Below are 14,217 nucleotides of genomic sequence, written 5' to 3' on the forward strand. Positions count from 1 at the left end.
AGTCAAACAAAAACGAACGATTGCACAAAAAAATGTACAATCGTTCGGAAATTGTCATGATTATCCTTAGCCTGCAAACGGTTCGGAGTGAGCGCGCTCGTAGTTGACGAACTTGTTGAAATTTTTCAGAAATACCAGCTCTACCGTGCCGACAGGGCCGTTACGCTGTTTGGCGATAATAATCTCGATGATGTTCTTCTTCTCGGTCTCCTGATTGTAGTAATCATCCCGGTACAAGAACGCGACAATATCCGCATCCTGCTCGATGGAGCCCGATTCCCGAAGGTCCGACATCATCGGCCGCTTGTCCTGACGCTGCTCTACGCCCCGGCTGAGCTGGGACAGGGCGATTACCGGCACATCCAGCTCCCGCGCAATCTGCTTCAGCGTCCGCGAGATATCCGATACCTCCTGCTGGCGGTTCTCTCCGCCCTTGCCACGGCCCTGAATGAGCTGGAGGTAGTCGATCACGATCATGCCCAGCCCTTTTTCTTTCTTGAGTCTCCGGCACTTGGCCCGGATATCGGCGACGGTTATACCCGGCGTGTCGTCAATATAGATTTCCGATTCCGACAGCGAGGCAATGCCCATCGTCAGCTTGGACCAGTCATCATCGCTCTTGAAGTCGCCGGTGCGCATAGTGTTCGCATCCAGATTCGCTTCGGCGCAGATCATCCGCTGCACAAGCTGGGCGGCCGACATTTCCAGACTGAAGATGGCTACCGTCTCCCTGGCGCGCACCGCCACATTCTGGGCGATGTTCAGCGCAAAGGCCGTCTTGCCGACCGACGGACGGGCAGCGACGATAATGAGATCATTGCGTTGGAAGCCGTTGGTCATCCGGTCGAGGTCGGCGAAGCCGGAAGGAATGCCGGACGTGCCTCCTTTATTCTGGTGAAGCATCTCCACCCGGTCAAAAACCTCCATCAGCACATCGCGGATCGCAATGAACCCGCTGCCGCTGCGCCGGTTGGAGATTTCCAGAATACGCCGTTCGGCGTCGCTCAGCATATCGGCGACATCCTCGCCGCCGGTATAGCCTTCGCTTACGATCTGCGTGGCGGTCCGGATCAGCCTGCGCAGCATCGCTTTCTCTTCAATGATCTGCGCGTAATAATCCACATTGGCCGCAGTAGGAACGGCATGCGCGAGCTTGGCCAGATAGCTGACTCCGCCGATTGTCTCAAGCTCTCCCTTGTCTTGAAGCTTGGCCGTAAGGGTAACCAAATCAATCGGCTGGTTCTCTTCTCCGAGCTGTATCATCGCCTCAAAGATCATTTGATGCGGCTTGTCGTAGAAATCTTCGGTATTCACCCGCTCCATGGCGGCAATCAGCGCTTCATCCTGCAGCAGGATAGCGCCGATTACCGCCTGCTCCGCTTCCAGATTCTGCGGGGGAACCCGATCGAAAAAGAGATCTCCGCCCATACTACTCCTCCGTTACCTGAACCTTCAGCACAGCCTTGACTTCCGTATGGAGCTTCACCTGAACCTGCGTTGTTCCCAGGTGACGAATCGGTTCTTCCAGCTCGATTTTGCGCTTGTCGATAGTGATTCCGTTAGCCTTTGCCAGCGCTTCGGCAATCTGCTTGCTTGTAATGGCGCCGAACAGCCGGCCGCCCTCTCCCGCTTTTGCTTTCATCGTGAGTTCCAGCCCGCTCAGCTTCTCTCCAAGCTGCTCGGCTTCCTCTTTCTCCTGCTGCTTGCGGCGCTGCTCGGCAGCCGCCTGATTCTCCAGCGTCTTCATATTCCCTTCGGTCGCCGGACGGGCCATGCCTCGCGGCAGCAGGAAGTTAGTGGCATAGCCTTCCGATACCTCTTTGATTTGGCCCTTCTTGCCCTGACCTTTAACGTCTTTAATGAATATAACTTTCATTCGAACAGACCCTCTTTCGCTTCGATTTCAGCCAGCACCTCCAGCAGTCTGGCCTCTGCTTCCTTGCTTGTTCCTTCAAGCTGTACAGCCGCGTTAGTCAAATGCCCGCCGCCGCCCAGCTTCTCCATGACGACCTGCACATTCATCCGCCCTAGCGAACGGGCGCTGATGCCGATCAAGCCATCCGGACGCTCGCTGATGACAAAGGAGGCGAGCACGTTGGTCATGCCCAGCAGCGTATCCGCCGTCTGGGCGATCAGAAGCTGCGGTATTTTCATACCGGGCGCCGTGACCACCAGCGCAATATGATCATAGACCATGCGGGCATGCTTGATAATTTCCGCTTTCGAAATGTACTCCTGCAAATCTTCCTTCAGCATCCGCTGAATCAGAATCGTATCGGCGCCTAGCCGGCGCAAGAAGCCCGCCGCCTCGAACGTCCTCGACCCCGTATGAAGGGCGAACTGCTTCGTATCCACCGTAATGCCGGCCAGCAGCATGGTCGCTTCCAGTGTGCTGAGTTTGACCTTCTCATGGATGTATTGCAGCAGCTCCGTGACCAGCTCGCAGGTGGAAGACGCATAAGGCTCCAGATAGACAAGCACCGCTTCGTTGATGAACTCCTCACCCCGCCGGTGATGATCGACAACGACGATCCGGCTGGCGTATTGAACAAGCCGCGGCTCCATCGTCATCGAAGCCTTGTGCGTATCGACTACGATCAGCAGCGTATGCTCGGTCATGATCTGCAGCGCCTGCTCCGTCGTGATGAAAGAGCTGTACAGCTCTTCGTCTCTTCGAATCTGCTCTAGCATGCGCGTAATGGAAGGATTCGGCCCTTCAAGCACGATATTGGCCTCCACGTTATACATTTGCGCTGCCCGGAGCAGGCCGATCGAGGCTCCCACGGCATCGATATCGGGATTGCGGTGTCCCATAATGATGACCCGGTCGCTTTCCTGAATCAAATCGCGCAGGGCATGAGCGATTACGCGCGCCCGCACCCGTGTGCGCTTCTCCGCCGCATTGGTCTTGCCGCCGTAGAACGACAGCCGCTGACCCGCCTTAACAGCCGCCTGATCGCCGCCCCTTCCGAGCGCCATATCCAGACTCGACTGAGCGAGAGCGCCGAGCTCGCTCGCCGACTCCGCTCCGAAGGCCAGACCGATGCTCAGCGTCATCGGCACCTTCAGATCAGCTGTCATTTCCCGCACCTCGTCCAGAATAACGAACCGGCTCTCTTCGAGCGCCTGCAGGCTGCGGTAATTCAGCAGCATCATATAACGCTCCGAGGAAAGACGGCGCAGATAAACCTCAAACTGCTTAGCCCAATCGGTAATCTCGCTCGTTACCTTGGCGATCAGCGAAGTCCGCTGCTGATCGTCCATTCCCTGCGCGGCCTCATCAAGGTTATCCATCAGCAGAATGCCAAGAGCCAGCTTCTCTTCCTCATATCGCTGCCGCAGATCGATCAGCTCGGTGATTTCATACAAATACAGCAGCCTCTCGCTTGGAATAACGACCGCCTGGTAATAGCGCTCGTCAACTTTGATTTCCGCACGGAGTTCCTTCTGGACTCCCTCCTTGCCTGCTTCCCGTTTCGCAGGAGCCCCGCCGCCTACGAGGGGCGTCAAATCCGGGAGCAGCTCCAGGAGCGGATCGTTCACCAGCGATTTACGCGCAAAAATACTCCCGGCATAGCGGTTGTTCCACTCCACCGAGCGGTCCTCGCCGTATAGAATAATGCCCAGCGGCAGCGTTCCGATGGCTTCCCCTTCCACCCGCTTGATGCGGAAAGAGAGGCCATTAATGTATTCCACAAGATTACGCCGAAACGATATTTCAGCCTTAAGCATTGTGAAGCACAGCGTCCCGGCCAGAAACAGGCAGACGACACCCAGGACCCAACTATAAATGCTGACTATAATAATCAGGACCAGCAGGAGCAAGAACGCCCAGACGGTGTGATAGCCGTGCCAGCGCTTTTGCAGAAATTTTGGCATGAACTCTCACCCTATCGTTTTTTCGATTTGGACACCATTTCCCGCAGCGGCACTACCAGATCAATAATCCCGATAATCCACAGCGGAGGCAGCATAATGGCCATTACCCCCAGCATAACCGGAATAATCCTGTTCCAATTCCGTTCATGGGCGATAAAGAAGAAGAAACCAATCGTCTGGATGATAAAGCAAACCCGCAGCAGCGGAACCAAGTTGGCCGTAATCATTACCATAAAGCTGTTATCCGATTTAAAAAAGAGCAGTTGAATCACTGTAGCGATTAAATAATACCAAATAAACGATTTGGGAATTCTCCAATCACGCGCAGGCTTTAGCTTGGGTACCGCAAATCCCATACTGTTCAGAATCGGCCGGACGATCGAATGTGTGATCACCGTAATTACGAAGGAAGACATAATCAGCGCCATCGGAATCACCTGGATGAACGCGCGGCTATTGTTGCTGAGGTCCTCTGAGCTTCCTCCCAGAAAGTTGCCCATTCCGAATTCCTGCATCGGGGACAGCGTCATCGTCCGCATCTCATTCAGCACATCGTGTACATAATTGTATAGATCGAACTGGAAGAGAGTCTTTCCCAGAAGGAGCAACAGCAGAAATTCTCCCAGAAGGGTAATTGTGCCGGCAAGTATCGTCGAAGAAGCTGTAGCCTTTTTCTTATATCGCCGTCCCATTACGAGCGCGGGAACAATTAGATATGCGGCAATCAGTATATAAAACGGGCTGATCAGCCCCAGCACAAGCCATACGGGCGCAATCGTTAAAATAAACTGCCTTGTATTCAGCGTAGTGAACAGCAGGGCCGCCGGAATAATCATAAACAGTGTCGTGATGATGAGAAAAGGGGTTGACAGGGATAACAGCAGGAGCAGGTATACAATACTCCAGGCCACGGATGTCCAGCGATATTTCAACAATGTTCACCTCTTACGCATATGTTCTTCTAACGCAGATATATCCTGATACCAATCTTCCAGCTGATGGCCTTCCTGCCGATGCTTCCTCAGCTTCTCCAGCAGCACCTCGTCCATATCGCGGTACGAAATGCCAAGCCTGCGGCCCAGAATATAAGAGCTCATGATCAAACTCGCCAAGCTGTCGCTGACACGCGCGGTACTGCCTTCCCACAGTGCTTTAAACAGTCTGGAAACCTGGTCGATGACTTCGGTCTTCAGCCATTCGATGACCTTGGCCCGCTTGGCTACATCCAAATCCTTCGGCATATTGGACACGTCTCTCTACCTCCGGGAAAAAGCTTTATTCTCCATTATAGCATAAATGCCCATTCGCAACACGGGTCCCCCCTCAGCCGGAACACCTTCGCCTGGCGCCGCTGGTGATTCAAAAAGAAATGCCTGACGGCGTCCCCTGAGAACGTAAGTACGTTTCTCGCAGAAATAAAGGGCCCGCATTCCCTTTTGCCGGAATACAGGCCGCACTGTCGAACCTCTGTACCGGAGTGATCCCGCTTACAAAGATTCCAATGATTGACGGGACACGAACTTCTCGCAGTACCCGATAATTTGGCTGCGGCGGACAATCCCGATGAAGCGGTTCATGTCGTCTACAACCGGCACAAAATTCTGAATCTTGGCCAGATTAATCAAATCTTCCATATCGGCGTCGATGGACACCGGCTTGTTGTTCATCCGCATCGGAACATCCTTGAGCAAAAATTTGGACGCATTGTCGAACGTAACCTTCCCATGTGAATCCTTCATGTACCAGAGCAGATCTCCTTCTGTCACTGTACCGGCGTACTCACCATTGCTGCTTAGAATCGGAATAGCGGTGTATCTGTGATGCTCCATTCGCTCAAGCGTCTGGCGCAGGGTGGAATCCAGCGTAACGAAGGCCACCTCCTGCTTCGGAAGCAAAAAAAACGCAATATTCATCTTCTTGGTCCTCCTCAAAAAGCCCCCAAGGAATGACGGTTCTCCCTGCTCTTGGTTCAGGGAGACCGTTTTATTTATACGTATCGGCTGAATCCGCAGTTCCACTACTAGTATACCATAGGAACAACAAACAGCAGCCGGTAACTGTTCACCAGGGCTGCTGCTGTCTCTTTTACAGTAAAATAGCGGTCCGAATCCGTCTCGTCTTAGTGGGCGGCCGATGTAGCCTTGGCTTCCAGAGCATCGCCCGCTTTTCCCGGCTCAATCAACTGATCCACCGGCGTTCCGGCGTTCATCCAGTTGTCAATCATCACCTTCGCCTTGTTCAGATCCTCTTCGTTTACAACATCATAATAAACGCCGCCGATGCGGGTGCCCTCACCCATAACGGTGAAGCTCGAAATGTCCATCTCTTTGCCGCCCAGAAACTTCTTGGCCAGGTCGGTAATCATCGTAGGCTCCATGTCAGTCTTGAAATTAACACCCAGTATGTTCAGCAGCTCTGACACATTGCCGATCTGGTTAAGCGACAGCATTTTGTTCGCAAGCACATCCAGGAATACCTGCTGGCGTTTCGTCCGGTTAAAGTCGCTGTCCTCGCGGTAGCGGACATAATTAAGCGACTCCTCGCCGTTATAAAGAGACTTCCCGCCCACAATCGTAAATTTCTCATGGTCCTTGCCTTTGTTCTCGATCGTCTTCTTAATCGGCAGCGGCAGTCCGCCCAAAGCGTCAACGGTATCCTTCAGGCCTTGAAAGTTAATGGTCGCATAGTACTGAATATCATGCCCAAGCAGCGCCTCCAGCGTATCCTTCGCCATCTGCTGACCGCCAAAAGCGTAGGCGTGCGTAATCTTGTCCTTCTTATTGCCGTCATGGCCAATAATTTCGGTATAGGTGTCCCGGGGAATCGAAATAAGCAGCACTTTATAATCCTCGGGCCGCACCACCGCGTAGATCATTGTATCGGACCGGGCCGTTTCCGTCTTGCGCTGATCAGTGCCAAGAAGCATCACAGAAAAAGGATCGCTCTTATAGGCTATCGGTTCAGGCTTCACGGAATTATCTTCTTTCGGCGTCAACGGCTGGTAAGATTTCTGTGCCAGCGTACTTTCTACCCTGTCCGACAGGAACAGATCGAAGGCCAGAACAGTCAGCGGCTTACGGAATAAATACCCTCCTCCGGCGATGATAACTAAAAGTACAATTAAGGCGATATATCTTTTTTTCCACTTTTTTCTCACAATAGATTCCTTCTTTGTATAATAGAATAGAGTTAACAGGTGCTATATATTGGAATGGCCGTCCGGACGCATGAATGGAGCGGTCATGGATTGGCCTGCGGGCAGACTTGCTCTTCACCGGCGTTTGACCCCTGGTTATTGTAGAGCGTTCCTCCTTCCCAGGGCAGCTTATACAAATACAAACTCTATTGTAATCACTCTGAACCTAAAAAGAAACAACAATAAACGACATGTTTGGTAAAAAAATATATTTGCTCATCCTTTATAGCTATATAGACGAGGGCAACGGCATTTTGATTCGATTCTTCACAAAATCTTAAAAATCATAAACGTCCCTCTTGAACTTTGAACGCTTCCTTTACCCCTTCACCGATAAAATTGATCGAAAGAATGACTCCGGTAATGAGCAGCCCGGCGGGAAGCCATACCCACCACTGTTCCCTGATTACTTCCGGAGAAAGCGCGTCGGCCAGCATATTTCCCCAGCTTGGCTGTCCGATGGGTACGCCGAAGCCAAGAAAGCTGAGACTCGCCTCAACTCCGATCATGGCCGCAGCCGTCCACATCAGATTCGTAATAAAGACACTCAGCAGACCAGGCAGCAGATGGCGCGTCAATATCCGCAGCGTCCCGGCTCCCAGCGCGCTTGCGGCCAGCATGTATTCATTTTCTTTCTCGGCCAGCGTCTTGGCCCGGATGATGCGGGCGAATCCCCCCCAGCCCAGCAGCCCCACCGTCCAGATCAGCGAGGGAATGCCGCCGCCTGGATAGATACTTTTTACAACAATAATAAAGATTAAAAAAGGAAATGACAAAATCACATCGGTGATCCGCATCAGCAGCGAATCCGCCGATCCGCCAAAATAGCCGGCCAGAACCCCCACCACGGTTCCCGTACCGGCTATGATTGCGGACACGCACAGACTAATCCACAGCGTCGTCCGGCCTCCAAATAACAGGCGGGAGACAATATCCCGCCCTCCCTTGTCGGTGCCCAGCCAATGTTCGGCGCTCGGACCTTTATTCAGACCCCGCAGATCGATCTTCGCCGGATCGTGGGCTGTAAGCCAAGGAGCAAGCAGACACAGCGCCAATACAGCGAGAAGAAACAGCAGCGAGATAACAGCTAACCGGTTCGCGGCAAATTTTTGGGCAGCGTCGCCAATAAGCGAAGCCGGCGCGTTCTTAAGCATCATGATCTTCCTCCGTTATAGCCCGCGCGTATGCGGGGATCGAGCCATCCGTACAGCACATCCGCCACAACATTCCCGGCGACGATCATGAAGCCCGTCATTAGCGTAACCGCCATCATTACCGCGTAATCCCGGCCGGACACCGCAGCCGTAAACAGCGTTCCGATACCCGGATAAGCGAACAGATTCTCGATGACAACCGAGCCCCCCACCAGGGCTCCTATATCCATTCCAAGAAAAGTAACAAGCGGAATGAGCGAATTGCGCAGAATATGCCTGTTATATACCGAGGATCTGGATATGCCTTTGGCCACAGCCGTGCGCACGTAATTTTTGCCGCTGTTCTCCACGATTTCAGTACGCAAAAACAGCGTGTAGGCCGCCGTATTAAACAGTCCCAGCACAGCCGCAGGCAGCAGGGCATGGACTAACCGGTCTCCCAGCGCTGACAGCCCTCCCGAGGTTACAACCGAGACCGTGCCGCCAAGAGGCACCCAACGGAGAACTACCGCAAATATATAAATGGCGAAAATGGCCGCAATAAAGGTCGGAATCGCATAGGTAACATAAGCAGCCGTCCGGATCAAACGGTCGAGCCGGCTTCCCGGATTGCGTCCGGCGATCATTCCCAGAGCCAAAGAACTTCCATATGTAATGAGAAGCGAGAGTGCGGTCAGGAGCAAAGTAGCGGGCAGACGCTGGCCGATCAGTTCACCGACAGGCATTTTGTATAAGAAGGATTGTCCAAAATGACCTGTAGCCGCATCTTTAAGCCAGCGGATATACTGAATAACCAATGGATCGCCGTACCCCAGCTTCTCGCGCATTTCCGTAATATACCGGGGATCCTTATTGCCCGGATTCAGTCCTCCCCCAAGGCCGTCGCCCGGCATCTGCTTGGCCAGCATGAACACCAAGACGGAGATCACCAGCAGCAGCGGCACCGAGCCCGCCAGTCTGCGAAGCGCAAATTTCAGCACTATGCTCGTGACCCCCTATTCGCTGTCTTTGATCCACCACTTATAAGGATCGATTATTGGGCTAATCGCATTAATCTTCACTCCCTGAAGCCGCTTGTTTACCGCAGTTATCGTCACGCGCTCCGCAAAGAAAATCATAGGCACCTCGTCGTTTATTAATTTCTGCCAGTCGTAATACACCTGCTTGCGGTAATCGCGGTCATATGCCTTCAGGCTGATCCCGTCGCGGATCAATTGCTCATTTTCCTTAGAGGACCACCGAGGATAGTTCCAATGATCATTCTCCCTCCATAGTCCGGTAGGATCGGGATCATTGGATAATCCCCAGACACCGTTAAACAGCTCGACCGACCGATTATCCTCTTCCACCATCGTATAGAAAGTATTCATTTCCTTCAGGGCCCCGCCGTTCAATCTTACGTCCAAACCGACGGCTCTCCAATTCTGCAGCATAGCCTCGGTGCGCGGCTCATCATTGGTACCGCCAACCATACCGTCGAAATGAATCACGAACTTTGCTCCCTTGGGATCTTCCCGCAAGCCGTCCCCGTCCAAATCCTTATAACCCGCTTCATCCAGCAGCTCATTAGCCTTCCCGGGATCATAAGGGTACCGGTTAATTTGATCCTCCGGAATTTTAGCCCAGCTCTCGCTGGAAATCGGCGTTTCCGCCAGCTTGCCCAGCCCATTGGAGAAGCCGTCTATAATTCCCTGGCGGTCCAGTGCGTAGTACATCGCCTGCCGCAGCCGTTTATTGCGGAACTTTGGGTTGTCCATAACGATCTTCTGCGCCTTGTCGTCCCAGTGTCCGAACTTAAAGCCTATATACTCGTAAGACAAATCCGGGGATTGCATCAGCGTAATATGGTCCAGCTTGTTCAGGCTTTCGTAGGCATCACGCGGCGCCTGCTCCATATCGATCACACCCTGCTCGAACAGGCTCGTAATCATCTTGTCGTCAAATACTTTGTACAGCACTCCGTCCAGCAGCGGCTTGCCTTTGTAGTACTTGTCAAAGCGGGTCATTTCAACAAATTCTCCCGGCTGGATGTTCGTAACCTGAAACGGTCCGATACCGATGGGAGCTTTGCGCACCTGAGTGCTATTTGGCATATCTTTTACCGCTACTCCTGCAAAATATCTCTTATTCATCGGATAAGCCCATAGATTATCAATCGTATTAACACGCGCAGCCGTTACCCTAAGCTCCAGCGTATAGGGATCAATGACCCGGATACCCGATATTTGCTTCGCCTTTCCGGTATGATAGGCATCGGCGCCTTCAATCATTTCCACACTGTAATAGCGCGGTCCCGCGTAGTTCGGGTCGGCAATGACCTCAAGCGCGAATTTCCAGTCCTCAACCGTCAGTTCGTCGCCGTTCTGCCAGTGCACACCATGCTTGATTTTGAAAGTGAAGGTTTTATGATCGGCGGATTCCTGCCAGCTTGCAATGCCGGGAACAGTCGTTAAATCATCCTTGACCGTAAATAGCGGCTCCGTTATGAATTCCAGGACACGGAGATCATCTTCTCCTTCATAAAAAGCCGGTTCGAACAACCCCTTAAACGGAGAAGGAAAACCGTAAGTCACCGTACCCCCCGCTCTCGGTTCGCCTTCAGTACCCGCTGCAAGAGAGGAAGGCTCATTCCCGCTTCGATTATCCGGAGCACCCGCCCCGCTGCAAGCCGTTAGCAGCATCATTACGAAGAGCAGCGGTGCGAGGATCCTATCTATATATCGGTTGTTCATGAGTTCCTTCCCTTCTTTCAAAATGACTGCGAACGCTTTCTTATCCAGCGGCCAATAAATAAACCATCGGTCAATTTATATCAAACTTATAGACGGATAGATGCATTTTTTTCTTTAACAAAATTTTAAACATCATACAATGCAATATACATTGCGTCAATATTATTTATTACTCTCCATCATTCCTCTCCTTTTCTTTGATGATCATTACACCTTCCACATGTTTGCGCCGCATTAAATTCCATTTCTTCCGGTCTTCTTTCGTCTCCAGCACAATATCCAGATCATAATTTTCCGGGTATAGCTCATCTTTGGATAAATACGGCTTCAAGCGTTTATGATTAATCTGCATTTTATGCTTTTGGACCATGACGCCCACCATGCCTCTTGCATTCCGTTTCTCATATACGATTCCCGTTCGGCCAAGCGAACTCACATAGACCGCATCGCCGACTTCAAAAGAATGCGGCTGTACCTGGCGATCCTTATGTCCTTCCTCTGCATGCTGCCGCTTGCTTTCTGCCATTTCTGCCGCTGCTTTCTCTTCTTGCCTTCCTTCATGATCATACCACAGCCGCATTTCTTGTTCGCCCAGCTGTCCGCGGCTCTGACCGCCGGCAATTTGGCGCGAGCGTTCAATGACTCTGGCGTCGATCCCGAGCTTCTCGGCAATTTGCAGCGCATAGCTGTGCCCCGCTTCCCCTATTGTCAGCTTATAGAGCGGGCGGAGCGTAGCCGGGTCAAATTCCATTCGCGCATTTTGGAACTGCGGGGCGGCCGAGGCCAATACTTTTAACTCATTAAAATGTGTCGTGACAATGATATTGGCACCTTTGCGGCTTAACTCCTCCAAAATAGCGATCGACAGAGCAATTCCCTCCCCCGGGTCAGTGCCCGCCGCCAGCTCATCGATCAGCAGCAAAATATTCGGTCCTGCGGCGCGCAGCATCTCGTCTACCCCCTTCATCTGTGCGGAGAACGTGCTGAGTGACTGCGTCAGGCTTTGCCCGTCTCCAATTACGCTCATTACATCGGCAAAAACGGGAAGCCGGCTCTCTTTGTCCGCCGGAATCAAGAGCCCTGACTGAGCCATCAGCACAAGCAGTCCCAGCGTCTTCAGCACAACCGTCTTTCCGCCCGTATTCGGGCCGGTGATTACCAACGACCGATATCCCCTGCCGAATTCCACATCGATCGGAATCATGCCGGCAAGCATCGGATGTCTGGCTCCGCAGAGCCGCATATCCCCCCAGTCATTGAAGGTTACGGCTTCCGCCCCTATCGCAGCAGCATATTTCGCCTTGGCAAAAATAAAATCATACACCCCGGTAATTTCGATATTCAGCCGCAGGGCAGCCTGCTCCCGTTCGATCAGCCCGGTTAGCATGCTCAAGATGATGCCCTCCTCCCGCGCTTCTTCAGCCGACAGCATTTCCAGCTCCCCTTGCAGAGCCGCTACTTCCTCCGGTTCCACATACACCGTCTGCCCGCTTGTGGACTGATCGAGCACCGAGCCCTTCACCTGCTTATGGTACTCACGCTTGACCGGGATCACGTAACGGCCTCCCCGCAGACTGTACAGATTTTCCTGCAAAATGGATTGGTGGCGCGACATGACGCTCTCAATTTTCTTGAGCAGCCGTTCTTTGGTGACTCTCAGCCGTTTGCGCACCTTCTCCAGCCCCTTGCTGGCTCCGTCGTCAATTACGCCGAACCGGATACAGCGTTCGATCTCCGCTTTGACCGTCTTCAGTTCCGCCAATGAGGATGCATAAGCGCTGATCCGCGGCGCTGTTTCTTTGGAAGCCATATACTTGCGCAGCTGGCTGCAGCTGTTTAAGAATACGCCCACGGACGTAAAATCCTGCTCATTGAACAGATATCCCGTTCCCATGAGCGACATCACCCATTCAATCCCTTCTAGCGAGGGGATCGGCACACTCGACCCTCTTATTAACAATTCCTTCGCCTCCGCCGTCTCTTCCACCGCTCTGTGGATCGCCGTAAGCTCAGTCATTGGCGCAAGCTCCGCAATGAGCGCTTTGCCAACATAGGAGACGGCATAGCGTCCCAGTTCCTCCTTGATCAGATGATATTCGAGCGTTTGCCGGCTTTGTAAATGCATGTTTTTTCCTCCCCTTTGGGTTATCGTTCATCGTTCTGGAATTTATCCTTAACGCAAAAAAGGGCAAGGAATGCCACTGCGGCATTCCTTGCCCTAATCCTTACACTGGTCCCTTATCCTTGGTATGAGGCTAAGATAGCTCCATGCCCCAAATAAACAAACAAAACCGTGCTGCAAGAGCACGGTTTGTTCGGTAGACGGGATAACAGCCGTAAAGAGGCTATTGATGCGTCGCGTGTTCTTAACTAAATCATTCACCATAGACACAGCGCTGCCATGCCAAAAGCACACGTTAACATGCGTTTCTGACCCACTCAAATAAGCGTGCGCTTCGGGCGGCTAAATAACAACCGCCGTTCTGCCTATAGGTGATATGAAATTGCTTAGTTAAGAACGCTCACCGACATCAAAATTTCCCCTTCGTTATAGGATGGTTTAAATTTACTACATTTGATTGGCTGCGTCAATCGACCGGTGCTAGGGCTAACCTTCCCCCCCTTACCAACTTTACGGCAGCAAAAAAGACAGCCAGGTTACCGGCTGTCTCTGGGCCTGTCTTATTCAGTAGTGTAAGGCAGAAGCGCAATTTGACGCGAACGTTTAATTGCGATTGTCAGGGCGCGTTGGTATTTTGCGCTCGTGCCGGTTACACGGCGAGGCAAAATTTTACCGCGCTCACTGATGAATTTCTTCAGCAGTTCCGTATCTTTATAGTCAATGTGAGTAATTTTGTTCACAGTGAAAAAACATACTTTACGACGTTTGTTGCGGCCGCCACGGCGTGGAGGTCTTTTGTCGTTATCTCCGCCTTCTCTTTGTTTAAAAGCCATTGTCTTTTCAGTCCTTCCGTATTAAAATGGCAAATCATCATCCGATATATCAATCGGCTTACCGTCGCCCGAAAAGGGATCCTGATTATTGTTGCGCGAGAAACCGCCATTTCCGCTGTTTCCGCGTCCGCCGTATGAAGGTGGCTCGGGCATATTCCCACCGCCGGATGCGTTTCCGCCCTCACGGCTCTGGGAAGACTCCAGAAACCGGACATTATCGGCAATAACTTCGGTTACGTATACACGCTTGCCTTCGTTATTTTCGTAGTAGGATAAGAACCTGTCGCCTTTCTTCAATTCA

Annotated in this window: 12 protein-coding genes and 1 pseudogene; all 13 read right to left on the bottom strand. The window is 52.2% G+C overall.

The features are described 5' to 3' along the window. Positions 1-66 precede the first annotated feature (66 nt). The gene (gene dnaB / locus L691_RS0122225) at positions 67-1,428 is read right to left on the bottom strand and encodes a replicative DNA helicase (protein WP_025692505.1); all 1,362 of its coding nucleotides are present in this window, start codon (positions 1,426-1,428) and stop codon (positions 67-69) included. 1 nt (position 1,429) lies between these two features. After that, positions 1,430-1,876, bottom strand: a complete 447-nt coding sequence (gene rplI / locus L691_RS0122230; RefSeq protein WP_025692506.1) for a 50S ribosomal protein L9 — start codon at positions 1,874-1,876, stop codon at positions 1,430-1,432. After that, positions 1,873-3,879 carry a DHH family phosphoesterase gene (locus L691_RS0122235; protein WP_025692507.1) on the bottom strand — a complete coding sequence of 669 codons (2,007 nt, stop codon included), beginning with the start codon at positions 3,877-3,879 and terminating at the stop codon, positions 1,873-1,875. Before L691_RS0122235 ends, rplI begins: the two co-directional genes overlap by 4 nt. 11 nt (positions 3,880-3,890) lie before the next feature. Beyond that, on the bottom strand, positions 3,891-4,811 hold the full coding sequence (locus L691_RS0122240; RefSeq protein WP_025692508.1) for a DUF2232 domain-containing protein: 921 nt from the start codon (positions 4,809-4,811) through the stop codon (positions 3,891-3,893). Between the two features lie 6 nt (positions 4,812-4,817). Beyond that, on the bottom strand, positions 4,818-5,120 hold the full coding sequence (locus L691_RS0122245) for a MazG-like family protein (protein ID WP_025692509.1): 303 nt from the start codon (positions 5,118-5,120) through the stop codon (positions 4,818-4,820). A gap of 246 nt (positions 5,121-5,366) precedes the next feature. Beyond that, positions 5,367-5,792: a CBS domain-containing protein gene (locus L691_RS0122250; RefSeq protein WP_025692510.1), complete on the bottom strand. Its 426-nt coding sequence runs from the start codon at positions 5,790-5,792 to the stop codon at positions 5,367-5,369. Positions 5,793-5,998: 206 nt separating this feature from the next. Then, the gene (locus tag L691_RS0122255) at positions 5,999-7,036 is read right to left on the bottom strand and encodes an LCP family protein (protein ID WP_025692511.1); all 1,038 of its coding nucleotides are present in this window, start codon (positions 7,034-7,036) and stop codon (positions 5,999-6,001) included. 323 nt (positions 7,037-7,359) lie between these two features. Continuing rightward, a complete protein-coding gene (locus L691_RS0122260; protein ID WP_025692512.1) occupies positions 7,360-8,232 on the bottom strand; it encodes an ABC transporter permease in 873 nt (290 codons plus the stop codon). After that, positions 8,229-9,209 carry an ABC transporter permease gene (locus L691_RS0122265; RefSeq protein ID WP_025692513.1) on the bottom strand — a complete coding sequence of 327 codons (981 nt, stop codon included), beginning with the start codon at positions 9,207-9,209 and terminating at the stop codon, positions 8,229-8,231. Before L691_RS0122265 ends, L691_RS0122260 begins: the two co-directional genes overlap by 4 nt. A 15-nt stretch (positions 9,210-9,224) precedes the next feature. Next, entirely contained in the window at positions 9,225-10,961 is a 1,737-nt protein-coding gene (opp4A, locus tag L691_RS0122270; protein ID WP_025692514.1) for an oligopeptide ABC transporter substrate-binding protein, read from the bottom strand. A 169-nt stretch (positions 10,962-11,130) separates the two neighbouring features. Further along, positions 11,131-13,086 carry an endonuclease MutS2 gene (locus tag L691_RS0122275; protein WP_025692515.1) on the bottom strand — a complete coding sequence of 652 codons (1,956 nt, stop codon included), beginning with the start codon at positions 13,084-13,086 and terminating at the stop codon, positions 11,131-11,133. A 557-nt stretch (positions 13,087-13,643) separates the two neighbouring features. Next, the gene (rpsR, locus tag L691_RS0122280) at positions 13,644-13,916 is read right to left on the bottom strand and encodes a 30S ribosomal protein S18 (RefSeq protein ID WP_025692516.1); all 273 of its coding nucleotides are present in this window, start codon (positions 13,914-13,916) and stop codon (positions 13,644-13,646) included. Positions 13,917-13,937: 21 nt separating this feature from the next. Further along, positions 13,938-14,217 (bottom strand): annotated as a pseudogene (locus L691_RS0122285) (hypothetical protein); the annotation flags it as partial.

This window comes from Paenibacillus zanthoxyli JH29, from assembly GCF_000520715.1.
In the GTDB taxonomy this organism is placed as follows: Bacteria; Bacillota; Bacilli; order Paenibacillales; family Paenibacillaceae; genus Paenibacillus_AQ; species Paenibacillus_AQ zanthoxyli.

Coding starts and splice junctions, on each gene's coding strand:
- L691_RS0122275 (WP_025692515.1), bottom strand. CDS start 13,086: ATGCATTTACAAAGCCGGCAAACGCTCGAATATCATCTGATCAAGGAG.
- opp4A (WP_025692514.1), bottom strand. CDS start 10,961: ATGAACAACCGATATATAGATAGGATCCTCGCACCGCTGCTCTTCGTA.
- L691_RS0122245 (WP_025692509.1), bottom strand. CDS start 5,120: ATGCCGAAGGATTTGGATGTAGCCAAGCGGGCCAAGGTCATCGAATGG.
- dnaB (WP_025692505.1), bottom strand. CDS start 1,428: ATGGGCGGAGATCTCTTTTTCGATCGGGTTCCCCCGCAGAATCTGGAA.
- L691_RS0122250 (WP_025692510.1), bottom strand. CDS start 5,792: ATGAATATTGCGTTTTTTTTGCTTCCGAAGCAGGAGGTGGCCTTCGTT.
- rplI (WP_025692506.1), bottom strand. CDS start 1,876: ATGAAAGTTATATTCATTAAAGACGTTAAAGGTCAGGGCAAGAAGGGC.
- L691_RS0122235 (WP_025692507.1), bottom strand. CDS start 3,879: ATGCCAAAATTTCTGCAAAAGCGCTGGCACGGCTATCACACCGTCTGG.
- rpsR (WP_025692516.1), bottom strand. CDS start 13,916: ATGGCTTTTAAACAAAGAGAAGGCGGAGATAACGACAAAAGACCTCCA.
- L691_RS0122260 (WP_025692512.1), bottom strand. CDS start 8,232: ATGATGCTTAAGAACGCGCCGGCTTCGCTTATTGGCGACGCTGCCCAA.